24 protein-coding genes and 1 pseudogene are annotated in these 24659 nt (G+C 66.4%); 4 read left to right on the forward strand and 21 right to left on the reverse strand.

Annotation, left to right across the window (positions count from 1 at the left end; translation table 11 throughout):
• From ACK41V_RS19780 to ACK41V_RS19795, 4 genes and pseudogenes are all read right to left on the reverse strand, one after another.
• Positions 1 to 127, reverse strand: a pseudogene (locus tag ACK41V_RS19780) (tripartite tricarboxylate transporter substrate binding protein); the annotation flags it as partial.
• Between the two features lie 126 nt (positions 128 to 253).
• Positions 254 to 517: a DUF2783 domain-containing protein gene (locus ACK41V_RS19785; protein WP_409784856.1), complete on the reverse strand. Its 264-nt coding sequence runs from the start codon at positions 515 to 517 to the stop codon at positions 254 to 256.
• Positions 518 to 541: 24 nt separating this feature from the next.
• Entirely contained in the window at positions 542 to 2194 is a 1653-nt protein-coding gene (locus ACK41V_RS19790; RefSeq protein WP_409784857.1) for an FAD-dependent oxidoreductase, read from the reverse strand.
• 27 nt (positions 2195 to 2221) lie between these two features.
• Positions 2222 to 3181, reverse strand: a complete 960-nt coding sequence (locus ACK41V_RS19795; protein ID WP_409784858.1) for an MBL fold metallo-hydrolase — start codon at positions 3179 to 3181, stop codon at positions 2222 to 2224.
• A gap of 142 nt (positions 3182 to 3323) precedes the next feature.
• Here ACK41V_RS19795 and ACK41V_RS19800 point away from each other — a divergent pair, with 142 nt between their 5' ends.
• Positions 3324 to 4136 carry an IclR family transcriptional regulator gene (locus ACK41V_RS19800; RefSeq protein ID WP_409784888.1) on the forward strand — a complete coding sequence of 271 codons (813 nt, stop codon included), beginning with the start codon at positions 3324 to 3326 and terminating at the stop codon, positions 4134 to 4136.
• 8 nt (positions 4137 to 4144) lie between these two features.
• On the opposite strand, the gene ACK41V_RS19805 is transcribed toward ACK41V_RS19800, so the two are convergent.
• The 8 genes from ACK41V_RS19805 to ACK41V_RS19840 all read right to left on the reverse strand — a co-directional run bounded on the left by ACK41V_RS19805 (position 4145) and on the right by ACK41V_RS19840 (position 15403).
• On the reverse strand, positions 4145 to 4600 hold the full coding sequence (locus ACK41V_RS19805; RefSeq protein ID WP_409784859.1) for a hypothetical protein: 456 nt from the start codon (positions 4598 to 4600) through the stop codon (positions 4145 to 4147).
• A gap of 12 nt (positions 4601 to 4612) precedes the next feature.
• Complete coding sequence (locus ACK41V_RS19810; RefSeq protein ID WP_409784861.1) at positions 4613 to 5947, reverse strand: O-acetylhomoserine aminocarboxypropyltransferase/cysteine synthase family protein; 1335 nt, start codon at positions 5945 to 5947, stop codon at positions 4613 to 4615.
• A gap of 97 nt (positions 5948 to 6044) precedes the next feature.
• Entirely contained in the window at positions 6045 to 6560 is a 516-nt protein-coding gene (locus ACK41V_RS19815) for a CoA-binding protein (RefSeq protein WP_409784862.1), read from the reverse strand.
• An 11-nt stretch (positions 6561 to 6571) separates the two neighbouring features.
• The gene (locus ACK41V_RS19820; RefSeq protein ID WP_409784863.1) at positions 6572 to 7114 is read right to left on the reverse strand and encodes a hypothetical protein; all 543 of its coding nucleotides are present in this window, start codon (positions 7112 to 7114) and stop codon (positions 6572 to 6574) included.
• Positions 7115 to 7344: 230 nt separating this feature from the next.
• Positions 7345 to 7959, reverse strand: a complete 615-nt coding sequence (locus ACK41V_RS19825) for a thioredoxin family protein (RefSeq protein WP_409784864.1) — start codon at positions 7957 to 7959, stop codon at positions 7345 to 7347.
• Between the two features lie 57 nt (positions 7960 to 8016).
• Positions 8017 to 10263: a protein-disulfide reductase DsbD family protein gene (locus ACK41V_RS19830; RefSeq protein WP_409784865.1), complete on the reverse strand. Its 2247-nt coding sequence runs from the start codon at positions 10261 to 10263 to the stop codon at positions 8017 to 8019.
• Between the two features lie 277 nt (positions 10264 to 10540).
• On the reverse strand, positions 10541 to 14416 hold the full coding sequence (locus tag ACK41V_RS19835) for a DUF748 domain-containing protein (protein ID WP_409784866.1): 3876 nt from the start codon (positions 14414 to 14416) through the stop codon (positions 10541 to 10543).
• A gap of 183 nt (positions 14417 to 14599) precedes the next feature.
• Positions 14600 to 15403, reverse strand: coding sequence for an alanyl-tRNA editing protein (locus tag ACK41V_RS19840; protein ID WP_409784890.1), 804 nt, complete (start codon positions 15401 to 15403; stop codon positions 14600 to 14602).
• Here ACK41V_RS19840 and ACK41V_RS19845 point away from each other — a divergent pair, their 5' ends adjacent.
• Positions 15404 to 15817, forward strand: a complete 414-nt coding sequence (locus ACK41V_RS19845) for a hypothetical protein (RefSeq protein WP_409784867.1) — start codon at positions 15404 to 15406, stop codon at positions 15815 to 15817.
• Between the two features lie 48 nt (positions 15818 to 15865).
• The gene (locus ACK41V_RS19850) at positions 15866 to 16732 is read left to right on the forward strand and encodes a creatininase family protein (protein ID WP_409784869.1); all 867 of its coding nucleotides are present in this window, start codon (positions 15866 to 15868) and stop codon (positions 16730 to 16732) included.
• 79 nt (positions 16733 to 16811) lie between these two features.
• Here the strand turns inward: ACK41V_RS19850 and ACK41V_RS19855 are convergent, their stop codons facing one another.
• Positions 16812 to 17483, reverse strand: a complete 672-nt coding sequence (locus ACK41V_RS19855) for a histidine phosphatase family protein (RefSeq protein WP_409784870.1) — start codon at positions 17481 to 17483, stop codon at positions 16812 to 16814.
• A gap of 195 nt (positions 17484 to 17678) precedes the next feature.
• On the opposite strand from ACK41V_RS19855, the gene ACK41V_RS19860 reads away from it, so the two are divergent.
• Complete coding sequence (locus ACK41V_RS19860; protein WP_409784872.1) at positions 17679 to 18125, forward strand: RcnB family protein; 447 nt, start codon at positions 17679 to 17681, stop codon at positions 18123 to 18125.
• A gap of 92 nt (positions 18126 to 18217) precedes the next feature.
• On the opposite strand, the gene ACK41V_RS19865 is transcribed toward ACK41V_RS19860, so the two are convergent.
• From ACK41V_RS19865 to ACK41V_RS19900, 8 genes are all read right to left on the reverse strand, one after another.
• Positions 18218 to 19201 (reverse strand): threonine dehydratase, encoded by a 984-nt coding sequence (locus ACK41V_RS19865; protein WP_409784874.1) that lies wholly within the window; start codon positions 19199 to 19201, stop codon positions 18218 to 18220.
• Positions 19198 to 19839: a LysE family translocator gene (locus tag ACK41V_RS19870; RefSeq protein WP_409784875.1), complete on the reverse strand. Its 642-nt coding sequence runs from the start codon at positions 19837 to 19839 to the stop codon at positions 19198 to 19200. Before ACK41V_RS19870 ends, ACK41V_RS19865 begins: the two co-directional genes overlap by 4 nt.
• A 6-nt stretch (positions 19840 to 19845) precedes the next feature.
• Positions 19846 to 20559, reverse strand: a complete 714-nt coding sequence (locus ACK41V_RS19875; RefSeq protein WP_409784877.1) for a VOC family protein — start codon at positions 20557 to 20559, stop codon at positions 19846 to 19848.
• Positions 20556 to 21431 (reverse strand): PhzF family phenazine biosynthesis protein, encoded by an 876-nt coding sequence (locus ACK41V_RS19880; RefSeq protein WP_409784879.1) that lies wholly within the window; start codon positions 21429 to 21431, stop codon positions 20556 to 20558. Before ACK41V_RS19880 ends, ACK41V_RS19875 begins: the two co-directional genes overlap by 4 nt.
• Positions 21432 to 21603: 172 nt before the next feature.
• Positions 21604 to 22467 carry a PhzF family phenazine biosynthesis protein gene (locus ACK41V_RS19885; protein ID WP_409784881.1) on the reverse strand — a complete coding sequence of 288 codons (864 nt, stop codon included), beginning with the start codon at positions 22465 to 22467 and terminating at the stop codon, positions 21604 to 21606.
• 13 nt (positions 22468 to 22480) lie between these two features.
• Positions 22481 to 23107: a glutathione S-transferase N-terminal domain-containing protein gene (locus ACK41V_RS19890; RefSeq protein ID WP_409784883.1), complete on the reverse strand. Its 627-nt coding sequence runs from the start codon at positions 23105 to 23107 to the stop codon at positions 22481 to 22483.
• A 4-nt stretch (positions 23108 to 23111) separates the two neighbouring features.
• The gene (locus ACK41V_RS19895) at positions 23112 to 24317 is read right to left on the reverse strand and encodes a PLP-dependent aminotransferase family protein (protein WP_409784885.1); all 1206 of its coding nucleotides are present in this window, start codon (positions 24315 to 24317) and stop codon (positions 23112 to 23114) included.
• Between the two features lie 87 nt (positions 24318 to 24404).
• The coding region (locus ACK41V_RS19900; protein WP_409784886.1) for a DHCW motif cupin fold protein at positions 24405 to 24659 on the reverse strand (255 nt) is incomplete at its 5' end.

Consider the following 24659-nt stretch of genomic DNA (forward strand, 5'->3'; position numbering starts at 1 on the left):
CCGAGCCGCCGCCTGCGGCATAGCCCACCACCCATTCCAGCGGTTTGGTGTCCTGCGCGTGGGCCAGGGGAAGGGCGGTGGCGAGGGCCAGCCCGGCGAGGGTGGCGAGAAAGTGTTTGCGCTGCATGGGGTTTGTCTCCGGTGGTTGTAGTGAAGGTTGAATAAAGGCAAAGAGGGGCCTTGCACCGTCTGCGCGGTGCTGGGGCCCTGCGGCTGGAATAGAAAAACAGGGCGGTTCCGCGCGCGCTGAGGCTCAGGCCGTGGCGTGGCTGGGCACCACGGGGGTGATGGCCTGGTGTTCCACCGCCGCCGCGCGCGCGCTGCTGTGCTGCGGGTTGCCCCGCGCCAGTTGCAGTGCATGCAGCAGCGTGGTCTGGTCGCCGATGTGGTTGGCCAGCAGCAGCACCAGGCGCGCGTTCATGGCGTGGCTTTCTGGCGTGGACAAGCCTTGGTGCGCCGTGATCAGCGCCTCATAAAAATCGTCGCAGGCCTGCAGATGGGGCTGGGTGTTCAGCATGTTGGGTTCCTTGTCTGAGGCCGCTCACGGGGCGGTTGCTGTGGCACGGGCCAGGGCCGCACGCATGGCCGCTTCGGTAGGCGTGCGCCAGCGCGCGCACACATGCTGGTCCGGCCGCACCAGGTACGCCGTGCCCGGCAGCGCGTCAAGCCGCTGCGCCGCCAGCGCCTGGGTGTCGATCACGTCCAGCCCGATCTGCAGCACCTGCACATGGGGCAGTGCGCCGGCCCAGGTGGGGGCAGGGCCAAACACCAGCAGCGTGAACTCCATCCCCAGTTCGCGCAGCAGCCAGGTGGCCTGGCCTTGTTTCGCCAACGGCGCATCCAGCAGCACCGCGCCGGGCACCTGGGTGCCCACAAATGTGTCCGTGTCCGGCGTGTTCAGTGGCGACTGGTGCAGCGTGGCAGGCACCGACAGGCGCCCGCTGTTGACGATGCGGCGCGCAAATACATGCTCGCGCGCTAAATGCAGCGCTGCGTCGCGGAACAGGCGGCTGATCTCGCTCTTGGGCGTAATGAAGTCGGTGGCGCGCGTGGAGTTGCACAGGTTCTCGTCGGCCGCGTATTCGCGCTCGGGGCCATAGGTCGCCAGCAGGGCAGCGCTGGCGCGGCCCTTGAGCACCCAGTCGAGCTTCCAGGCCAGGTTCTCGGCGTCCTGCACACCGCTGTTGGCGCCACGTGCGCCAAAGGGCGACACGCCGTGCGCGCTGTCGCCCGCAAACACCACGCGGCCGTGCACAAACCGGTCCATGCGCAGGCAGGCAAAGGTGTAGACGCTGGCCCAGTCCAGCTCAAACTGGGCATCTGCACCCAGCAACGCCTTCACGCGCGGGATGATGTTTTCGGGCTTTTTCTCTTCTTCGGGGTCGGCATCCCAGCCCAGCTGGAAATCGATGCGCCACACGTTGTCGGGCTGGCGGTGCAGCAGCACGCTCTGGTTGGGGTGAAAGGGCGGGTCGAACCAGAACCAGCGCTCGGTCGGAAACTCCGTGGCGCCTTGCAGCTTCACGTCGGCAATCAGAAAACGGTCCTGAAAGATGCGACCCTTGCTTTCCAGTCCCATCATCTGGCGCATGGGCGAGCGCGATCCATCGCAGGCCGTCACCCATTGCGCGTCGATCTGATAAGGGCCGTCGGGTGTGTCGACGCTGAGGAGCGCGCCGTCGTCCCGCGCGGCCACCGCCGTCACCTTGTTGTGCCAGCGGATGTCGATGCCCGGCAGCTGCAGCGCACGCTCCACCAGGTAGGCCTCGGCGTAATACTGCTGCAGGTTGATGAAGGCCGGGCGCTCATGGCCCGCTTCGGGCAGCAGGTTGAATTCGTACAGCTGCTCGTCTTTGAGGAACACCTTGCCCAGGTTCCACGACACGCCCTTGTCCACCATGCGCTGGCCCACGCCCAGGCGGTCCCAGATCTCCAGCGTGCGCTTGGCAAAGCAGATGGCGCGCGAGCCGATGGAGAGCTTGTGGTCGTTGTCCAGCACCACCACGCGCTGGCCGCGCTGGGCGAGGTCAATGGCGAGCGAGAGACCCACGGGGCCTGCACCCACGACCACGACGGGGTGCTGCGCGGGCGTGGCGCTGTCCTGGTCGGGTGAGCGCACGTAGCCGAAATCGATGGCCTGCAACTCGGCGCCGCTGGCTTGGAAGGCCTCGGCGGGAATGTCTCTGGGGTTCATGGTCTTGTCTCCTCCACCCTCGGGGCCTCAGCCTTCCAGCGCCTTCCACATTGCTACATCACGCTCGGCGGTCCAGATACGCGGGTCCGGGTACTGCGTGGCCTCGTCATAGGCGCGGGTCACATCAAACGGCATGCAGTGGTTGAAGATCACCCAGTGGCCGTATTTGGGCTGCAGCTTGGCAAACGTGGCCTCGTACACCTTGCGCAGGTCTTCGCCCTGGGCGGCGCTGGCTTTGACGCTCTCGTACAGGTCGCTGATGAAGGCGCGTGTGCCCGCGAGGCCTGCCTGCACCTGCTCTCGCGTCTGCAATGCGGCACCCCGGCCGGGCACCAGCTTTTCGGGTTTCAGGGCGGCCAGGTTGTCCAGGGTTTGTGGCCAGTCCTTGAAATACGCATCGCCCGCATACGGCGTGGCGTCGAACTCCACCAGGTCGCCGCTGAACAAAATCTTTTCCTGCGGCAACCACGCCACCGTGTCGCCCTTGGTGTGGCCCCGGCCCAGCTGCAGCAACTGCACTTCCACACTGCCCAGCCACAGGGTCATCTTCTTGTTGAACGTCATCGTGGGCCAGGTGAGGCCGTCGGGCACGCTCTCCACGTTCTGGAACAGGCGCGGGAAGCGGCCAATCTCGCTGTCCTTGTCGAACTGACCACGCTCCACGATCAGATCGCGCGTGTCTTCGCTGGCAATGATGTGCTCGGCCCCGTAGGCACTGGCGCCCAGCACGCGCACCGCGTGGTAGTGGGACAGCAGCACGTATTGGATGGGCTTGTCGGTCACCTCGCGGATGCGGCGGATCACGTCCTGCGCCATGACGGGCGTGGCCTGGGTGTCGATGACCATCACCGCGTCATCGCCAATGATGATGCCGGTGTTGGGGTCGCCCTCGGCCGTGTAGGCATAGGCGTGATCGGAAAGCTTGTCAAAGCTCACCTTCTTGACTTCAAGGTCAGCGGCGGAGGCAAAAGTTTTGGTGGTGGTCATGGGGTTGATTTGCTATGAATGAATGCGTTTAACTAAACGGAATGTTTTGATGTTAGTCATAACATTCGTTAATGTCTAATGCATTTGTTTAGGTGAAAACCCGGAGAAGCCGGACAACCACTCCGCCATGGACAATCACCCCATGGCCACCCACGCACCCGACTTGCCCCGCCCCGACGATGAAGACGACAGCAGCCCGCGCACGCCGCGCGGCATCCAGAGCGTGGAGGTGGGGGGGCAATTGCTGAAAGTGCTGGCGCGCACCGGGCGTCGCATGGCCCTCAAGGACCTGGCCCGCGCGGCAGACATGACCGCCGCCAAGGCCCATCCCTACCTGGTCAGTTTCGGCAAACTCGGCTTGATTGAGCAAGACGCAGTGAGCGGCCACTATGGCCTGGGCCCTTTGGCCATGCAGCTGGGCCTCATCAGCCTGCAGCAGGTAGACCCGGTGCGCCTGGCCATTGCCGAACTGCCCGCGCTGGCCCAGCGCATCGGCTACACCGTGTCAGCGTCCGTCTGGGGCGACAGCGGCCCCGTCATCATCCGTGTGGAAGAAGGCCCCACGGCGGTGTACGTGGCCATGCGCCACGGCACCACCGCGTCGGTGCGGCACACGGCTACGGGCAAGGTATTTGCGGCCTTTGGGTCGCGCGAACGCGCCGCCGCCGCGCTGGCCGCCGAAGGGTTTGCGGGGGCGCTGGACGAGCCCGCGTTTGCGGCAGAGTTGGATGCGGTGCGCGCGCATCAGGTCGCGGAAGTCACGGATCAGCTTCTGCCGGGCATCAGCGCGTTGGCGACGCCGGTGTTTGACGGGTTTGGGCAGCTGGTGTTGTGCCTGGCGGTGATTGGGCCGAGTGCGACGCTGCAGACGGGGCCTGCGAGTTCTGCGGCGCAGCATTTGCGGGACGCGGCGCAGAGCTTGTCACAACGGCTGGGAGCGTCGACAACACGCTGATCGAGGGATCAGCGCGGGGCTGCGTTCAGCGGCTTTGAATCTGGGAATCGATGCCAAAACCTGCGCAGGGCTGCGTCTGGAAGCCCCACCAGAATAGTGGCACTGCTATCCCAGCACACGATTTCAAAGAGTGCCCCGATCAGTTGCGGTCGTGGAGACGGATCGCTCCAAAACGCTGGGTTGCCGTCCGCGTAAGGTGGCTCGTGGATTGCCGGGCGAGGGCCGCCCTTGGGTATTGCGCTGAATACGGCCCAGACAAATTGAATGTCATTGCTGAGGAGGGCTCGCTCCAAGTCCTCGCCGGAAATCCAGTGATCTTCGGAGCAAAAGGCATCACCGCCCGCGTGCTCAATGTCGCTCACAAACCAGTCGAAATCGCTGGCGTTCAGCTCTAGAGCGTCGAACACCACGCGCATGTTGGTGAAGTAGGGAACCTGCGCGCAATCCTCCAAGATCAGGTTCATGGCTTGTTCACCTCAAGCACGCCCCAGCGCCTGGTCCACATCCCACAGGATGTCATGCAAATCTTCAATCCCCACCGACAGCCGCACCATGTCCGCGCTCACACCGGCCCGGGCCAGTTCTTCTTCGCTCAGCTGGCGGTGCGTGGTCGATGCGGGGTGGATCACCAGCGTCTTGGCATCCCCGATGTTGGCCAGGTGGCTCAAGAACTCGCAGGCGTCGATGAATTTCTCTCCCGCCGCTGCGCCCCCCTTCACGCCAAAGGTCAGGATGCCCGAGGCGCCAGGCGAGCCATCCACAGCGCGGAACTGTTTTTGTGCCAGATCGAAATACGGCGAATCCGGCAATCCGGGGTAGTTGACCCACGCCACCTGCGGATGGCTCTGCAGAAACTTCGCCACGGCCAGCGCATTGCGGCAGTGCTCGCGCATGCGCAGGTGCAGGGTTTCGGCGCCTTGCAGCAGCTGCCACGCGTTCATGGGCGACAGCACGCCGCCAAAGGTGCGGTTGACCTCCATGCGCGCCTTCATCGTGTAGCCAAAGTCGCCGAAGGTCTCGTAGAACTTCACGCCATGGTAGGCCCGGCTGGGTTCCACCACCTCGGGGAATTTGCCGTTGTCCCAAGGGAATTTGCCACCCTCCACCACCACACCACCCATGGTGGTGCCGTGGCCACCGATGTATTTGGTGGCGCTGTGCACCACGATGTCGGCGCCCAACGCCAGCGGGTTGCACAGGTAGGGGCTGGCCACGGTGTTGTCGATGATGAGCGGCACACCGTGCGCATGCGCCACCTCGGCCACGGCCGCGATGTCGAGCACGTTGACCAGCGGGTTGCCGATGGTCTCGCCATACACGGCGCGGGTGTTGGGGCGCATGGCGCGGGCAAAGTTCTCGGGGTCGGCCGGGTCCACAAAGGTGGTCTCTATCCCTAAGCGCGCGAAACCCACGCCCAGCTGCCCCACCGTGCCGCCATACAGCGTGCTCGCCGCCACGATGTGGTCACCGGTCTTCAGGATGGCCAGCAACGCCGCCATCTGCGCGGCCATGCCGCTGGCGCAGGCCAGGGCCGCGCGGCCGTTTTCGAGGCTGGCGATGCGCTCCTCGAACACCGCCACCGTGGGGTTGCTGATGCGGCTGTAGACGTTGCCAAAGGTCTGCAGGTTGAACAGGCTGCTTGCGTGCTCGGCGTTGTCGAACACAAAGCTCGTCGTCTGGTGGATGGGCGTGGCGCGCGCGCCGGTCACGGGATCGGGCTGGGCTCCGGCGTGGATGGCGCGGGTGCCAAAGCCGAAGTCGCGGTCGGCGCCGCTGGCTGCGGGGGTGCTGTTCGAGAGGGGCTCGGTCATGGCATTGGCGCAGACGCTGCGCAGTGGTATGGGGTGAAAATTTAAGCCAAATTGGCCTCTAGCGCTTATTCCATAAGCGCTAGTAGCTATTAATTTGCTAGTAAGGCAGCTGCCGCAGGCGCTTGGCGCTGATGACACGTGTGTTCACGCCCATCCATCCCAGCCCGCCAAACAGCCGCGCGTGTTCGATCTTCACGCAGCGGTTCTGGATCACTTGCAGTCCGGCTGCTTCGGCCCGATGCCCGGCCGCCTCGTTGAACACACCCAGTTGAAGCCACAGGCACTTTGCGCCGATGGAAATCGCTTCGTCGGCCAGCGGCGGGATGTCTTCGCTTTTGCGAAAGCAGTCCACCATGTCGATCTTCTGCCCCTGCGCTGCCAGCGCGGCGGCCGCTTCGGTCACGCTGGCGTAGGCGGTTTCGCCCAGGATCTGCCCGCCTTCTCGTGCGACCAGCGGGTTGACTGGCACGATGCGATAGCCATGCGCCTGCATGTACTTGGCCGCGAAGTAGCTGGGGCGGTGCCACTGCGGCGAGAGGCCGACCACAGCGATGGTGCGGCAGTGCGTGAGCAGGTCACGCAGGGTGCTGATGGTGTCGGGGGTGTGGAGCATGGGTCGATGGACTACGAAAGGCGGGTGGCGGGCGATGCTGCTGAGTCAGGTGTGTGCAGGCGCTTGTGCCGCTCTGCCGAGCGCCGCCACAGAACGGCGGCCAAACAACCCGCTGCGGCCAGCGCAAGCCAGGCGCCCCACAGGGGGAACTGGGCTGTCTGTGGGGCGGTCCGGACGCTCACCGTGATAGCTACTACGATGATCAAGCTCACCCAAAATTTGGGCTTTTTCACAGCTGGGGGTTGCATCGTGACAAAGTGGCCGATCCCCTGCCCCGTGCCCAGCAGGGAGGGGCGAACGGCAATGAGCAGCATCGCGATCAGCAGCATCGGTATGAGGACGACAAACCATGTGCCCAAATGTTCCATGACCCACCGCACAAGTGGTTTGGGGATAGTGAACCAGAGTGCCCACGTCATACCCATGGCGATGCCCTGAAAACTCGCAGAGAGCTGCGCAGGTTCCGCGTCTCGCTTCCATTGCAAGACCTCTTCGCACAGCGGGCAGGTTGCTATCTCACTCTGGGGTGTGTACCAGCGGGCGTTGCGGGGCAAAAGGGTGGTGGCCCAGTGATCGAAGAAACCGTTGCATGCGGGGCAACGGTAACGCCACCCGCCGACGGGGGTGGACAGCTCCTGGTCGCAGGCCGTGCAGATGGCGGTCGGGTTGGCGAGCGGACGCCCACATTGTTGGCATTGCATGCCCGCATCTTAGTTGGGTCCGCCAATGCACAACAGGGCCGCCGCGCACTGCATGTAGTGTGGGCGGCGGCGCAATTACTGGCTCAGGACTTGTACTTGATGCTGCACCCATACGGCTGCGTCGTGGCCGCTGAAATCGGCTTGCCCGCCAGCGCCTCTGCCAGGCCCACCTTCACATAGTTGGTGGCCTTCTCGATGTCTGCCGGGCGGGCCGAGGGGATGCTGTCGATGCCGCCTGCGTACACCAGCTGGCCCTGCGGGTTGACGATGTACATATGGGGCGTGGTGCGCGCGCCGTAGCTCTTGCCTACGGTGCCTTCTTCATCCATCAGGATGGCGCTGGGGGCGGACTTGCGCTCGGCCTTCCAGGCCATGAGCTTGGCGGGCTCCAGGTAGTCGCTGCTGGCTTTTTCGGTGGAGTTGATGGCGAGCCACACCACGCCTTTGCCGGTGGCGTCTTTCTGCGTGGCGGGCATGTTGCCGCTGTCGTAGTGCTTGCGCACAAACGGGCAGCCGGGGTTGGTCCATTCCAGCACCACGTGTTTGCCCTTGAAGTCCGACAGGCGCACGGTTTTGCCGGTGGCGTCTTTGAGCGTGAAGTCCGGGGCGGGCTGGCCCACGGTGGCGGCGGCCTGGGCGCTGCCTGCAGCAAACAGGGCTGCGGCGGTGGCAATCAACGTACGGCGAAGCATCTTCATGACAAGCTCTCCTGAAGGGTCGGTGGTTGAAAAAAGAACGCGGGTGGAAACCTCTATCTACAGCTCAGCAATGGTGGCGCGGACCTCGTCCACGCTCAGCACCTCGGTCAACACCACCGGGGGCTTGCCGGGGCGGTAGAACACATACACGGGCACGCCGCTGCGGCCCAGGGCAGCCAGCGCTGCGGTGATGGCGGGGTCGCGCCGCGTCCAGTCGGCGCGCAGCAGGGCCACGTTTTTGGTTTGCAGGTCGGCCAGCACGTCGGCATTGGCCAGGGTGGTCTTCTTGTTGTACTGGCAGGTCACGCACCAGGCGGCGGTGAAGTCCACAAACACGGGGCGGCCACCGGCCACGATCTGCTCGGCCGCGCCGGGCGCCCAAGGTTGCCAGCCGGTGCCCGACGACGCCTGGATGGCGACTTGCATCGTGGGCACGTGGGTGATGTGCGGCACAAAGGCCCACACCAGCAGCGCCATCACCGCAACAGACACGGTCGCCATCCAGCGGCGGGCACGCCCGGCCAGCGACAGTGCCCACACCACCAGTCCCAACCCCACCAGCAGGATCAGCAGCGCACCCGCGCCGTCGATGCCACTTTGCTGGCCCAGCACCCACACCAGCCAGACCACGGTGGCCAGCATGGGAAACGCCATGAGCTTGCGGAAGGTGTCCATCCACGCGCCGGGTCGGGGCAGTGCACGGGCCACGGCCGGGATGAAACTGGCGGCCAAAAACGGCAGCGCCAGGCCCAGGCCCAGCGCCGCAAACACCGCCAGCGCCTGCGGTGCAGGCAACGTGGCCGTGAGGCCCAGCGATGCGCCCATGAACGGGGCAGTGCAGGGCGATGCGACGGCGACGGCCAGCACGCCGGTGAGGAAGCTATCGGCCACCGGGTGGCGCGCCTGCAGGCTGGCCACCGAGGAGGGCAGGAAGTGCCCGAACTCGAACACCCCCGCCAGGTTCAGCGCAATCAGCGTGAACAGCGCCGCCAGCGATGCCACCACGGCGGGCGACTGGAGCTGAAAGCCCCAGCCAATCGCCTCGCCCGCCGCGCGCAGGCCGAGCATGAGCGCGCCCAGCGCGATGAACGACAGCACCACGCCCGCCGTGTAGGCGATGCCGCTGATGCGGTGGGCGCGCCGGTCTTGCGCATGCTGGGTGAAACCCACCACCTTGATCGCCAGCACCGGGAACACGCAGGGCATGAGGTTGAGGATGAGGCCACCGAGCAAGGCGCCCAACAGTGCGGCGGTGAGGGTGAGGGATGATGCGCCCGAGCCTGTGGCTGACGTTGCAGCGCCGCCCGCCTGCGCTGCATTTGCCTTGAGCGCCGCCTCCAGGGCGGGCGACACGGTGGCAACGGCTGCACCCTGCGGCCAGGTGCCCAGCACCTTCAGCTCGGCGCGGTAGCCGGTGCGGGTGTCGGGCCCGGCGCCATGGCCGGGCGCTGCCTGTTCGGCCAGCACCACCGGCATCAGGTTGGGGCTGTTGCTGCGCTGGGCCGACAGGGGAATTTGGGCGGTCCACACGCTGCCGTTCCAGGCCTGCGTCCACTGCGCAGCGTTTTCGATGACTTCGCTGGTCTCCGGGAACAGATCCAGCGTCTTGCCGCGCAGCGCCACGGGCAGGCCTTGCACGCTGATCTGCAGTGCGTTGCCATCGGTGATCATGGCCTGGCTGTCCGGCACGGTGCCGGTGGTGCCCGCCAGCACGGGCTTGGGTTGGGCCTTGGCGGCGGCTTCAAACGCAGCGCCATTCAGTGCCGTGGTGCTCTGGACGGGCAGTTGCAGCGTGAACTCGCCCTCTTCCGGAATGCACTCCTTGCGGCACACCAGCCATGAGGCGCGCAGCTTGATGGTGGCGTCCTGCGCCAACGGGCCGGGCGCAAAACTGCTGGCCACGGCGACGGGGATGGGCAGCAGCACCGTGCCCTCGTAGCCATAGTTGGCCAGCGTGCCGATGGGGATCTTCCTGGGCAGGGGCCAGGCGATCTCTCCGGCGTCCAGGCCCGCGGGCAATGTCCACGCCAGTTCGGTGGGCAGGCCGGAGTCGCCGGGGTTCTTCCAGTAGGTGTGCCACTCGGGCTGGTGGGTGATCTGCAGCCCCAGCCACAGCGGCTGGCCCGGCGCCACGCCCTGCGGCGCATGGGCCAGCAGCTCGGCGCGCACATAGGGCGTGGTGACTACGCTGGTGCCTTGGCCGGTTGTTTTTGAGCTAAATTGGGCGCTAGCGCTTGTCCAATAAGCGCTAGCAGCTATCAAAAGCAGAGTAACTGCAAGGCGGTGGAGCAGGCGGTAGGGCATGGTTGCAGTGTGGGAGCGGGGTGGGCGGTTTTGGTTCCTGTGCCGCCAATCCCTTCCATTTCAGTGCGCCATTGTGCTGCGAGCCATCCATGTCCCTAAAAACTGGCGCGGCATAGGCGAGTGCACCCGTGGATCCGGCTTTGCCGGTCCAGTGGGTGCGTCCCCCTTTGGGGGCTGAAGGCCGCGGCTCCAAGCCTGCCTGTGCAGGCTTGGACGTGCCCGAAGAGCCGCCGACTCTGGCGGCGGCGCCGAGGCGCGAAGCGACTCAGGGGGCTACTCACTGTGTCGCCAGGGTCAATTCCGCACGCGGGGTCCACTTTTCGGGTGTTTTGCCTGATTTCGGGGCGGCCACAAACAGCCGCTCCACCGGCAGCTTCTGCGACACCAGATACGAACGGATGGCCTGACCGCGCTGCGTGGCCAGATCAGCGGCCATGGCCTCGGTGGCCGGTTGGTTGGCCAGCAGCAGGGCTTCCATCTCGGGCACGGTGAGTTCCTTGGCCAGGCCCACCAGGTTGCGCGGCTTGGGCATGTCGGCGCGGCGGTACACCTCCTTGAGCAAGGCGGGGTATTCAGCGGCCGACACGGGGGCGGTGTCCGCCGGGTTGGCACGGCGTTTTTCGGCCAGCACCAGTTGCTGCACGCGCTCGCGCTGCATGCCTTCGCGCTCGTCTTTCAGGCTGGCCATGCCCGTCACGGTGATCTTGAGCGCGGGGCGGTCAGCCAGGGCCTTGACCACCTTGCCCAGGTTCTGCTGCGCCTCGGGCGTGAGCGTGGCGCTGCCGGGGGCAAAGGGCACGTTGCTCATCTCTTCGCCGCCGCCCAACGCACTGGCCAGCAGGCTGAAGGGTGAGGTCAGCGCCTTGCCGATCAGGTTGACGATGATCTTGAAGATCACGGGGCCAATGCTGAACTGCGGGTCGTTGAGTGAGCCGCTGATGGGCAGGTCCAGGTCGATCACCCCGTTGCGGTCGGCCAGCAGGGCCACGGCCAGTTTCACAGGCAGGCTGTTGGGTGCGCCCTCCACGGGTTCGCCAAAGGTCAGCTGGTGGAGGACCAGCCGGTTGCTGGCGGTGAGCTGGCCGTTGGGCAGCACCTTGTAGTTCACGTCCACGCTGAGCTTGCCGCGTTCGATGCCATGGCCCGCGTACTTGACCGCGTACGGCGTGAGCGGTGGCAGCTCCAGGTCGCGCACCTTGCCCACGATGTCGAGCGCCAGGGGTTCGGCCAGCGGGTTGAGCTTGCCGGTGACTTCGAGCGACGCCGAGCCCTCGGCGCGGCCGCGCAGCTCCAGATCGGCCAGCACGGGCTCGTCGCCGGAGGCTTCGGACGAGAACGCGCTGAGCTTGCCCGTCAGCTCGGAGAGGTCGGCCGAGTAGTTGGGCTTGATGAAAAAGTCGGAGAACAGCACCTTGCCGTTGACCAGGCTCACCGGGCCAAACACCACCACGGGGGCCAACGGGTCGGCCTGTGCCACGGCGGCTAGGGCGCTAGACGCTGCGGCGGAGGGGGCAGACGCTGCGGCGGTCTGGGCGGCTGTAGGGGCGTTGGCGCTGGCTGCATTGGCAGCCTGGGCCTCGGCCGGGGTCTTGGCGATGTCGCTCAGGTTGATGCGGCCCGCTTCGTTGATCGTGATGCGGGCGAAGAAATCAACCAGGCTGGTCTCCTTGACCTCCACGCGCGGTGCGGTGCCGGGGGCGGTGGCTACCGATAGGCCGCGCAGGTTCAGGCTCTTCCAGGCCAGCAGTTCCTCGCCCACCTGGGCTTCGGTCTTGGGGGTGGATGCGGCGGTGCTGTTGGCCTGGAGTTCTTCGACCACCGCATCGCCCGCCATGCGCAGGCTGATGCCTTTGTCCGTCTGCGCCAGGGTCACCTGACCGCGATAGCCCACATCAGCGCGCAGCAACTCCACCGCGAACTGGCTGGCCAGGTAGCCGTCCAGCGTGTGCAGGGGCAGGCGCGTGGCGTTGAGTTGGCCCTGGGTGGCCAGCGGCTGCAGCGCCAGCGTGCCTTGGTAGTCGAGCTTGCCCGGTGCCGCCTTGTTGTTGCTACCGCCCTTGCCCGGCGCCGCTGCGCGGGCCGTGAGCTGGAAAGCCTCGGGCTTGCTGCCGTCGGTGGCCAGGTTGCGGGCGGTGATGCCCAGGGCGGTCACTTCCAGCGCCACGGGGCGCTGCTGGGCGTTGTCCGCAAAAGAGACGGTGCCGCCTTGCAGCGAGAAATCGGCCACGCGCAGCTTCCAGGGCGGGGTGGCCGCAGAAGCCGCCTCGGTAACGGGGGCCGTGCCTTGGGCCGTGCCTTGGGGCGCGGCTGCAGCTTTGAGCCAGCGCTCAAACATCCAGCGCCCGTCCGCGCCGCGCTCGACGGTGGCCTGGGGCTGGCTCAGGGCCAGGCGCTCCAGCGTGGCGGTGCGGGTGTCCAGCGGCACCAGCACGCCGGCCAGTTCCAGCTTGCCCAGACCGGCCAGCGTGGTTTTGCCCTGCTTGACGGCCAATTGCTCCAGCGCCAAGGGGCCAGCGGTCAGCGTGACGCCGGTGGCTCCGGTTTGTGCGGCTTGGGGTGTGGGGGATTGCCACAACACGCCCACATCGCCGGTGAGCTGGCCGGTCACCACGGGCTCCAGCGCCTGGGCCAGGTAGGGGGCGGCCAGTTGCAGTGCCAGCGCATTCAGGGTGGCATTGACCTGCGCCTTCTGGTCGGTGGCTTCGCCGGTAAAACTGTGCGTGCTGCCCTGCAGGTGAAGCCCGCCCTTGAAGGTGAAAGGCTTGGCGTCCTGGGGGGCGAAGGGCAGGGCCACGTCGGCCACATCCAGCGTGAAGTCGGTGGCCTGCACAGCGGCTGCGGGGCGGGTGGTCTGGTCGGCCCAGCGCAGGGTGCCGCCGCGCACGGCGGCGGTGGCGACTTCTACGGCCCAGGTCGGTGCGGCTTTGGCCTTGGCCTTGGTTTTGGCTGCAGAGGCGGTGACGGCCGGGGCCGATGCCGATGTTGTGCTCGCAGCGGCCTCGGGCGAGGAGGCTGGTTCTGCAGATGCCGAGGCGTTTGTGGTGGCGGGTGCAACCGGTGCAGCGGGCTCGCCCTTGGCGGGAAGTGAAGGCTTGGCAGGCGCTGCGGGTGGCGCCCACTGCGCCAGGTTGATCACGCCTGCGGCGTCGCGCGTGGCGGTGACCACAGGCGCGGTCAGCTCCACGTGCTGCAGACGCACCACCTGCTCCAGCGGGCGCACGTCGGCCATGTCGATCTTCAGGCGCTCGTAGCTCAGCAGGTCGGCGCCCTGGCGGTCGGTGATGCGCACCCCGCTGGCCACCACGGTGCCGGTCAGCTTGACGGCCATGCGCGGGTGCTGCTCAAAGGCCACCTTCACGTCGGCATCGAGCGTGGCGCCCTGCACCTTGATGGGCAGGTCGGCCGGCAGGTAGGCCAGGTAGGGTGCGAGGTTCAGGCCGTCCAGGCGCAGTTGGGCGTCGGCCTTGCCCGTTTGGGTAAACGGCGTGCCTTGGGCGGACGAGTCGAACTGGCTGCCATCGAGCGCAAACGCCAGGTGCGGCTCGACCTTGACTTCGCGCTGCGAGGGCAGGGTGCTGATAAAGGGCACGGTGAGTGCCAGCGCGCGCACTTCGTGCGTTTTGCCCACGGCCTGATCGGTGAAGTCGATGCTGCCGCCCGTGAGCGCAAGGTTGTAAAGCGCCAGGCGCGCGGGGCCCGAGTCGGGCTCGGGCTCGCTGGGGGGCGCGGTGACCTTGGCGATGATGTCGTCCACGTCATAGTGGCCGTCGCCCAGGTGGGCGATGCGCAGCACCGGGTTTTCGATGGTGAAGGCGTCTACCACCGGGGCCATGCGCACAATGGATTGCAGCTCGCCATCGGCATAGATGCGGCCAATGGTCAGCTGAGGCGGCGCACCGTTAGCACCCGCCACTGCCACGTCGCGCAGTGCAAATTCCAGGCTCCAGGGCTGAAAGTCGATGGCGCCGATAGTCACTGCGCGGCCCAGTTGCTCAGTGGCGATGCGCTCCAAGGGGCCCTTGGCCAGTGGTGGAATGGCCAGCCAGGTGACCAGCCACAACACGATCAAAGCCGCGACTGCGCGGAGGGCAGGGCGGAACCAGCGGTGCTGGCGCAGGGAGGCAAAAGAAACGGAGCGCAGGGAGATCGGCATGGCAGCAGGCAAAAAGTGAGCGCTGCAGCGCCGGGAGAACCGGTCACAACAACCCGAGATCGGGCTGGTGCTGCGCGCGGGCGTTATTGTCCCCGTTGTTCACCAGCCCGAGTAAGCCAATGCAACCGGCGGCTGCGGTGGCTCAAGATTGTTGACCTTCTAGGGGCGTACTTGTGTCCGCGCTCACTGGGCGAAGCCCAGCACCACTCTCCGAGTCGTAGCGCTTTTCTTCTCTATTTTTGTCACCACGATGGCGCCGATCTCCGACGTATTGGCCACGTGCGTGCCCCCACAAGGCTGCAGGTCGATCAGCGGCGCGCCGTCGCCGCCAATGCGGATGGTGCGAATGCGCCCACTGCCGCGCGGGGGCTGCACGCTCATGCTTTTGACCAGGGCGGGGTTGGCGTCCAGTTCTTCGTCGCTGATCGAGGCCACCGTGAGCGGGTGCGCTGCGGCCACCAGGGTGGCGATGGCTGCGGTGAGGGCCTCCTTGTCGAGGGGGTCGGTCATCGCAAAATCCAGCCGCGCGTAGTCTGGCGTGATGGAGCAGCCATTGACCAGCTGCGGCACCACATGGCACAGCAGGTGGGATGTGGTGTGCAGCCGCATCATGCGGTGGCGGCGTTCCCAGTCGATGCGGGCGGTGACGGTGGTGCCGGGTGCGAGCTGCGCCACGCGGTCTTCCTGTCCGGGGGTGGGCACATGGACGATGTCGCTGGTGGCGTTTCCTTCGGCGTCCTTGCCCTTGCGGGTGTCGGCGATGGCGATCTCTGTGCCATTGGCCAGCACCAGCACGCCGCTGTCACCGGCCTGGCCGCCGCCCAGCGGGTAGAACACGGTGCGGTCCAGCACGATGCCACCGGTGTCGGTGATGGCAGTGATCTGCGCGTCGCATTCGCGCAGATAGGCGTCTTGTCGGAAGAGGTCTTGGGTCATGCGGTGATGGTAGCGGGATGGGCGGCGCCGCGTGGCTGGACGGCGGGCGATATGCTGGGTCGCACGGCCTGTCGCCGTTTCGTTCTGGTGTTGTTGTTCATGAACCTGCCTGCGCCCTCACAACCCTCTGCCCCTTCTTCCTCTGCACCGACCGCTTCTCGCGCCGTGGTCTGGTGGTCCCGCGTGCTGAACGGTTTCCTGCTGGGCGTGTGCGCGCTGCTGGTGGCACTGTCGTACTACAACTTCACGCTGTATTGCGAGAACTTCGGCTGCATGGGCAAGGGGTTGCTGTGGATGCTGTGGGCTGTGTTTGCCACCGTGGGCTGTTTGGTGGCGCTGGTGGTACGTGCATGGCAGCGCCGCCGTGGCCTGGACACCCGTGCCAGCGGGCTGGCGTTTGGGATGCTGTCGGTGATGGGCGCCGGGCACCTGCTGGTCTGGCTGGGGACCACGGTGCTTCGGTAGCCACCTTGCGGCGTAGGCGGACGCCATCGCTGCGACTACCATCTCGCCATGACCGTTGCCGCCGCGCCCCCATCCGCCCGCCCCACCTTGCCCTCGCGCTTCTGGGCCGACCTGTCCACCCGCGACTTTGCCGCGCTGCAAAGCACGGGCCAGGCCGATCAGGTGGTGGCTGTGCTGCCCGTGGCCGCCATCGAGCAGCATGGCCCGCACCTGCCGTTGTCGGTGGATGCCACCTTGCTCCAGGGCGTGATCGACGCCGCGCTGCCGCAGCTGCCCGTCGACCTGCCCGTGCTGTTCTTGCCCCCGCAGAACGTGGGCCTGAGCCCGGAGCACATCCGCTTCCCCGGCACGCTCACCCTGTCGCCCGCCACCGTGATCGCGCTGTGGACCGAGATCGGCGAATGTGTGGCCCGCGCGGGCATCAAGAAGCTGCTGCTGTTCAACGGCCACGGCGGCCAGGTCAGCGTGATGGACATCGTGGCGCGCGAGCTGCGCACCCGCTGCGACCTCATCGTCTACAGCGCCAGCTGGTTCAGCCTGCCGCTGCCCGACGCGGTGGCGGGCCAGTTCAGCGGCCAGGAGCACCGCTTTGGCATCCATGCAGGTGAGATCGAGACGTCGATGATGCTGCACCTCACGCCTGACACCGTGCACATGGAGCACGCGCAAGACTTCCGCTCCACGTCGCAGGATCGTTCAGAGCGCTACGCGATTCTGGGTAACGGCAAAAGCGCCAAGCTGGGCTGGCAGATACAGGACTACCACCCGGCGGGGGCTGTTGGCAATGCAGCAGCCGCTACGGCGGACAAGGGGCGGGCGGTGGTGGAGGCTGCTGCGGTGCAACTGGTGGCGCTGTTGCAGGAGCTGCAGGCGTTGCCGCTGTCAACCCTGGTGGACGGGCCCAACCTGTGTTGAATCGGATTGCTATATTTTTAATAGCTTTTGGCGCTTGATCCACTAGCGCAAGCGGCCAGAAAGACCCAAATATCGGCGTTCAGGCGTGCGTCACCCACCCCGCATGTTCCAGTTCATTCAAATGCGGCAGCGTATTGAACGTCTGCAGCATCAACCGCTTGGGCGAGATCGAGAACTCCGTCACCGCGCTGTTGCGGATGCGCATGTTCAGCGCAATGGTCACCTCGGGCGCCGTGCCCAGCACCTCGCCCACTGCGGTGGAGATAGGGCCGCCGCTGCTGACCAGCAGCACGTTGTGCCCCGCGTGGTGGTGGCGCACATGGTCGAGCGCCGCGCGCACGCCGCCTGAAAACTCGTTCCACGTCGGCATGCCCTGGGGGCTGATGACGCCTGCCATCCACTGCGCCAGCGCATCGCACAGGATGCGAAAGTGGGCGCGGTAGCGCTCGGGCGTGTCGGCCGGGCCCAGGGGCTGGGGGTGGATGGCGCTGATCAGCGCATGGCTGTCGTATTCGTTCAGGCCCGGCAATTGCAGCACTTCGGGCTTGATCTGCAAACCTTCGGCAATGCCTTCCAGCGTTTGCGTGTGGCGGCGCAGCGTGCCGGTGATGACCGCATCAAACTGCATGCCCCGCGCGCGCCAGTGTTCGCCCAGGCGCACCCCTTGCTCTCGGCCGCGCGCACTCAGCTGGTCGTAATCTGCAGCGCCAAACGAGGCCTGGCCGTGGCGCACGAGGTAGAGGGTTCCCATGCGGCGATTGTCTGCAGCAGTGTCGTCAGGCGCTGTCTCCCCAGCGACGACAGGCAGCAGATGGGATGGCTTTCGGCGTCGTGACGTTGTGTTGCAAAGTATGCAGAAGTGCATTTCTCCGACATACGCAGACATTGCTGGGTTGCCACACTGAAAGCGTCTTCACTGGCCTTATGGGCCGCGAAAGGAAAACGCATGAAACAACTACTCCGTCGCGCAAGCATTGCCTCCGTAGCGGCGGCCATGCTGGCCACGTCCGCCATTGCCGTCGCGCAGCCCAACAACTACCCCGGCCAGCGGGATGACCGACAGCAGGGCCGCCATGCGCAGCAGGGGCCCCACGGCCAGGGTCATGCGAACCGCCCCGGCCATCGTCCTGAACCTCCGCGTGCACAAGGGCCGCAGCACCGTCCGGGTGGGCACCACATGCAGAGCCACCGCGGTGCGGGGCCGGATCGCAGTTGGCAACGGGGCTCCCGCATTCCGCCCCAGTACCGCACGAGGCACTATGTGGTGAATGACTGGCGCGGGCACCACCTTTCATCGCCCCCACGGGGCTACCACTGGGTTCAAAACGGTTCGGACTATTTGCTCGTGGCGATAGCCACCGGGGTGATTGCGCAGCTCATCCTGAGCAATTGAAGAAACAGAGCCTCACTTTCTCGATCTCCTAGCGCCCGGCGGCACATCGTGCTTCCGGGCGCTTTGCTTTTTGAGTTTCGAACGAGCGCCGTTCACGCCGACAGAACATGGCTGAACGCTGACGCATCGACATTGCCGCCCGTCAGCGCCAAGCCCACATGCAAGCCCTTGAGTTGCTCGCGCTCCTGCAGTGCCGCCGCCAGTGCGGCAGCGCCAGCGCCTTCGGCCACGTTGTGCGTGTCGGTAAACAAGGCGCGCATGGCGGCGGCCACTTCGGCGTCGCTTACTTGCACGATGTGGTCGATGTGCGGGGCCATCACGGCCAGGGCTTCAGGGTCGGCCACGCGGCAGGCCATGCCGTCGGCGAGCTGGGTGGCGACGGGCGCCTCGACCACGTGGCCCGCCGCCAGCGAATCGGCATAGGTGGTGGCGTGGCTGCTGACCACGCCGACCACGCGCACGGAGTGCTGCAGCGCCAGCTTGGCGGCGATGGCCGAGCACGCGCCCGAGCCCTGACCGATGGGCACATACACCACGTCGAGCTGCGGCACGGCGCGCAAAAACTCCCACCAGTAGGTGCTGACGCCGCGCAGCAGGTCGGGGTGGAAGCTGGGCACCATGTGCGCGCCGCGCTCCTTAGCCAAGTGCATGGCGTGCTCCCGCGCTTCCTGGAAGTCGTCGCCATGCTCGATGAGCGTGACGCCCAGGGCGCGCATGGCAGCGTTCTTTTCCACCGAGTTGCCGCGTGGCACGACGATGGTGCAGGCCACGCCGTGGCGGCGCGCGGCCCAGCCCATGCTCTGGCCGTGGTTGCCGCGCGTGGCGCTGATCACTTCCGTGGGCATAGTGCCGCGCTGCGCGAGCTGGTCAAAGTAGGTCAGCCCGCCGCGGATCTTGAACGCGCCCACGGGCGTGTGGTTCTCGTGCTTGAGCCAGCAGTCGGTGCCCAGGCGCTCGCTGAGCAGGCCCCAGCGGTACTGGGGCGTGGCGGCAAAGTCGCGGTACACGACCTCGGCGGCGGCCTCGATGTCGGCCAGGGTGGGCAAGAGGGATGCGATGTCGAGGCGGGCGTTCATGCGGCGGCTTTCTTTTCAGTCAACAGTTTGAGGGCGAGCAGGCCGAGCACGGTGCCCATGAAGTAGCGCTGCGCGCGCATCCAGGCGGCGTTGCGGTTGAGGAACACCGCCACGCGGGCGGCACACAGGATGAGTAGCGCGTTGACGATGGCGCTGGTGGCGATCTGCACGCCGCCCAGCGTCAGACTTTGCAGCAACAGCTGGCCGCGCTCGGGGTGCAAAAACTGCGGAAAGAACGACAGGTAAAACATCGCCACCTTCGGGTTCAACAGGTTGGTCATGAAGCCCATGAGGAATAAGGTGCGTGGCCGGTCGTGCGGCAGGTTGCGGGCTTCGAACGGCGCGTTGCCGCCCGGTTTGACGGCCTGCCAGGCCATCCACAGCAGATACGCGGCCCCGGCGTAGCGGATGGCGTCAAAGGCGAGTGGCACGGCGGCCAGCAGCGCGGTGAGGCCCAACGCCGCAGCCAGCAGGTGCACCAGAAAACCCATGAGAACTCCGGCGAGCGAGATCAACCCCGCGCGTGGCCCCTGGGTGAGGCTGCGCGACACGCAGTACACCATGTTGGGTCCGGGCGTGAGCACCAGCACGAGCGCGGCGAGCGCGAAAAGCAGCAGTTCTTGTACCGAGAAAAGCATGGCGGTTTACTCCTGAGGGATGAACGACGAAAGAGTGATAGGACCCCGCGACGTGCTGAGCTGCGCGGTGAGCCGGGGCGCGGTACTGGACGTTGTGTTGGGTGTGATGGCAACAGATGCCGCCACCCCCACGGCTTCGCACGCGGCCTGCAGCGTCGCGGCCTGCGGGTGCTGCAGCGAGAGCGTTTGCAGTTGCACGCCGCTGGCGGGCAGGTTGTCGCACGGGTGCACTGCGCCCCACTGGATGAGCGTGGGCAGGCAGCCGTCCATCAGGCGCAGGCCGTCGTCGTGCACGGTGATCTGCCATTGCAGCAGGCCGTTGGGCGTGGGGCGGCTGGCGGTGACGACGGCGCCGCGTTCGATGTCGAGCGCAGACAGTGCGACGCACCCCTCGGCCACATCGGGTACGGAGGCCACCCAGTGGATGAGTTGCGGGCCGTGTTGCCCAACCTGCGCATTCAAGACGGCATCATCCATGTCAAACCAGCGTCTAGCGCTTGATGGTATTGAGGGAATAGCTTCTCTATTGATAGCAATTATCTCCAGATAGACGCGGGGGTGCGAAGGGCTGGACACATTGAAGATGCGGTTGTGTGTGCCCATCAGCGGGTGTTCACCGCCCGTGGTGGGGGTGATGCCCAGCGTGCGTTCGCACCAGGCCACGCCGGTCGGCAGGTCGGGCGCGAGCACGACCAGGTGGTCGATGCAGGGCACCGTCACAGCAGCACCTCGCCCGACACGCAGGTGACCGAACTCCCACCGACCCAGATGGTGTCGCCGTCCTGCTCGACATACACGCGCCCGGCGCGGCCTAGGCAGGTGCCCTGGCTGGCCACGTACTGCGTGGGGGCCAGGCCTGCGCCGATAAGCCACTGCGCTAGCGCGGCGTTCAGGCTGCCGGTGACGGGGTCTTCCGCCAGACCGTTGTTGCCGGGGAAGAACGCCCGCACTTCAAAGGCGATGCCTTCGGCGTCGGTGCTGCCGATAACACCGACCTTTCCGCGTGGGCCGACCACGCCCACATCCAGCTGGCCCAGGATGCTGGCGTCGGGCTTGAGCGCCAGTACCTGCTCGCTGCTGCGCAGCATCACCCCGCGCCAGTTGGGCCCGTTGTCGCACCAGGCGTGGTGCAGGATGTCGCTGCGCGCCACGCCCAGGCCGCGTGTAATCAAGGCCACGTCGTCTTCCGCCAGCGGGCCGCTTTTGATCAGCGGCGGCGCAGCAAAAGCCAGGCGGTCGCCATCCTGGCGCAGCGTGACCAGTCCCACGCCGCATTCCTGCACTACCTTGCCCGCCACCTGGGGCTGGCCCCCGGCCTCAAGCCAGGCGTGGCAGCTGCCCAGCGTGGGGTGACCGGCAAAAGGCAGCTCGCGCCCGGGGCAGAAGATGCGCACGCGGTAGTCGGCACCGGCGGCGCGGCCTTCAGCGGTGGGCGGCAGCAGGAAGGTGGCTTCGGACAGGTTGGTCCAGTTCGTGAACGCCTGCATGGTTTCGGTACTGAGACCCGTGCCGTCCAGCACCACGGCCAGCGGGTTGCCGCGGTAGGCCTGGGCGGTGAAAACATCGACTTGCTTGAAGGGGCGCTGTGGCATGGGGGTCCTTGATACAAAAAACGGTGATGCGGGTGGTGAGGTGACGGTGGAGACACGCCGGGGGCTTACCGGGTGTGTTTCACGGCGCTTTGGGGGTTGGTTCGGAAGGCTCCGTCAGGAGCCCGAGGGCGTGGAGTTCAGCCGCTGGGTCGCGGTACGGAAGCAATCAGGTTCATAGCAGCACCGTGCCCTCGATACAGGTGACAGCCCGCCCACCCACCCAGATCTGGTGGTCGTCGTCCTGGCGGATGTGCACGCGGCCCGCGCGGCCCAGACATTCGCCCTGGGCGACCAGGTAGCTGCGCGGGGCCAGGCCGTCGGCAATCAGCCACTCGGCCAGGCTGGCGTTCAGCGTGCCCGTCACTGGGTCTTCGGGGTTGCCCATGGGGGCTGCAAAGGCGCGCACCACCACCCCAGGCTGGGCCGTGTTGCTGGCAGCGGGGCCCACATGGATCACGCCCACGTCCTGGCCCAGGTCTTTCAGGCGCGCGTGGTCGGGGTGCAGGCCCAGCACGGTGTCGGCGCTGTCGAGCAGCAGGCCCAGCCACACCGGGCCGTTGTCCAGCAGCTGTGCGCCCAAAATCTGCGGGGGGCGCAGGCCCAGCGCGCTGGCGATCAGTGGCACCAGGGCCGGGCTGGGCGCGCTGCGTTTGAGGGGAGGGGCCGCAAAAGCCAGGGTGCCATCCGTCTGCGCGATACGCACCAGACCCAGCGTGCATTCCTGGATCACCATGCCCTGCAGGCGTGGCGTGTTGCCCGCCTGCAGCCACGCGTGGCAGGTGCCCAGCGTGGGGTGTCCCGCAAAGGGCAGCTCGCCATTGGGGCTGAAGATGCGCAGGCGATAGTCGGCACCCGCAGCGCGCCCGGCCTCGGTGGCGGGCACCAGAAAGGTGGTCTCCGACAGGTTGGTCCATGCCGCAAAGCGGCGCATGTCGCTGTCGCTCAAGCCTTCTGCGTCCAACACCACGGCCACGGGGTTGCCGTAGCCCGGGCGGTCGCTGAACACATCGATTTGCTTGAAGGGACGCTGGTGCATGGCGGACTCCGGGTCAGGCGAGTGGCTGGTCTAACACGCCCCTGGCGCCGGGGCGGGTGCTGACCGTGTTGTACCACCGCTCCAGGTGCGGGCGCGCCACACGTTCTTGTGGCAGGCCCCACCAGCGGTGGATCTCGCAGGCCACAGGGATGTCCGCCATGGTGAACCGGTCGCCCGCCATGAAGGGCTGGCGTGCCAGATGCGCATCCAGCAGGCCCATCAGAGGCTCGGTGGCCGCCACGGATGCGGCAATCAGCCCATCGTCCCGCTGGGCCGCAGGGGTGCGTATCCATTGCACAAAGGCATCGCGCCCGGCCGGGTTCAGTGTGGTCTGCTGCCAGTCCATCCACTGCTCGGCCACAAAGCGCTCGCGCAAGGCTTCAGGGTACAACTCGCCCGGCGAATGCCGTGCACACAGGTAGCGCACGATGGGGTTGGACTCCCACAACACAGTGCCGGTCTCGTCGTCTTCCATCAGCGGCACCAGGCCATTGGGATTGCGCTGCAGATAGTCGGCCTCGCGCACCAGCCCGAACTGGCCGCCCGCGTCGGTGCGCTGCACCGTGATGCTGAGTTCTTGCGCAGCCCACACCACCTTGCGCACGTTGATGGACGACAGGCGCCCCCAGAGCCTCAACATGCGTTCAGCCCTTGTGGTCGCGGATGGCTTCGGCCAATGCGGCGATGCCGACGGCGATCTGCTCGGCCGTAGAGGTGACAAACGACAGGCGCAGCGTGCGCGGGTCGGCGTTGTCGGCGTAGAACGCCGCGCCGGGCACAAAGGCCACGTTGCGCTCCACCGCCTTGGGCAGCAGTTCGACAGCGCTCATCCCTTCGGGCAGGCGCACCCACAGGAACATGCCGCCGTCGGGGCGGTTCCATTGCACGGAGAGGCCCTGCATTTCCTTGTCGAGCGCGGTCAGCATGGCCTCGCACTGCTCTTTGTAGAGCGCGCGGATGGTGGGCACATGGCGGTCCAGGAAGTTGCCCTTCATCACCTCGGCCACCAAGCGCTGGTTGTAGCCGGGCGTGTGCAGATCGGCCGCCTGCTTGGCCTGCAGCAGCTTGGGGTAGACGGCCTTGGGCGCCACCACAAAACCCAGGCGCAGGCCGGGGGCCAGCACCTTGGAGAACGAGCCCATGTAAATGCAGCCATCCGGGTTGCGGGCCGTGAGCGGGGCGGGTGGCGGGTTGTCAAACCACAGTTCGCCGTAGGGGTTGTCTTCCACCAGCGGCAGGTTCAGCTCGGCGGCCGCCTGCACCAGGGCAGCGCGGCGGGCTTCGCTCATGGTGCGGCCCGTGGGGTTCTGGAAGTTGGGCAGCACGTACAAAAAGCGCGCCTTGTTGGCACCCGTGCCAACCTTGGCTTTCAAGTCGTCGATGAGCACACCTTCGTCATCGCTGGCCACGGACACCACATTCGGCTCCATGGGCGTGAAGGCCTGCAGTGCGCCCAGGTAGGTGGGGGTTTCGACCAGCACGCGGCTGTCGGTGTCGATCAGCACCTTGGCGATCAGGTCCAGCGCCTGCTGCGACCCGGTGGTGATGAGCACCTGGTCGGCATCCACATCCCAGGGCAGAAAGTCGGCAATCGCCTGGCGCAGCGGGGCATACCCTTCGCTGGCGGCGTACTGGAGCGCGGCTGGGCCGTCATTGGCCAGTACGGCGGCAGAGGCTTCGGCAAAGGCCGACACCGGGAAGGTCTTGGGCGAGGGCAGGCCGCCCGCCAGGCTGATGATGCCGGGCTTCTCGGTGACCTTCAGGATTTCGCGGATGACCGAAGGGTTCATGCGCTCGGCGCGGCGCGCCAGGGTCCAGGTGCTGGTGGGGGGAAGGTCGTTCAGTTTCACTCTCGTCTCCTGCGGGTGGCCGCCTGGGCCGCTACGGTTGCAAAGTCGTCGTCAAAAAATGGGGGGTCGCAAAGGGGGCGCAACGTCTCAGTCCACGATGAACAGGGTGGCTCCCTGTGGCGACGTGGACCGATGGGGTTCTGCATTGTCCGCCACCTGATAGCTCATGCCGGGCGTCAGCGTGTACTGGCGGCCATCCGCCAACTCGGTGTGCAGCTCGCCACTCAGGCACAGCAGCACATGGCCTTTGGTGCACCAGTGGTCTAAGAACGTGTTTGCGATCTCCCAGGGGTCGCGCAGTGGCCTTGGCGGGATGGGATGCAAGGCGCGGTGCGCAGTGGA

Source organism: Acidovorax sp. (assembly GCF_046291265.1).
Classification (GTDB): domain Bacteria; phylum Pseudomonadota; class Gammaproteobacteria; order Burkholderiales; family Burkholderiaceae_C; genus Acidovorax.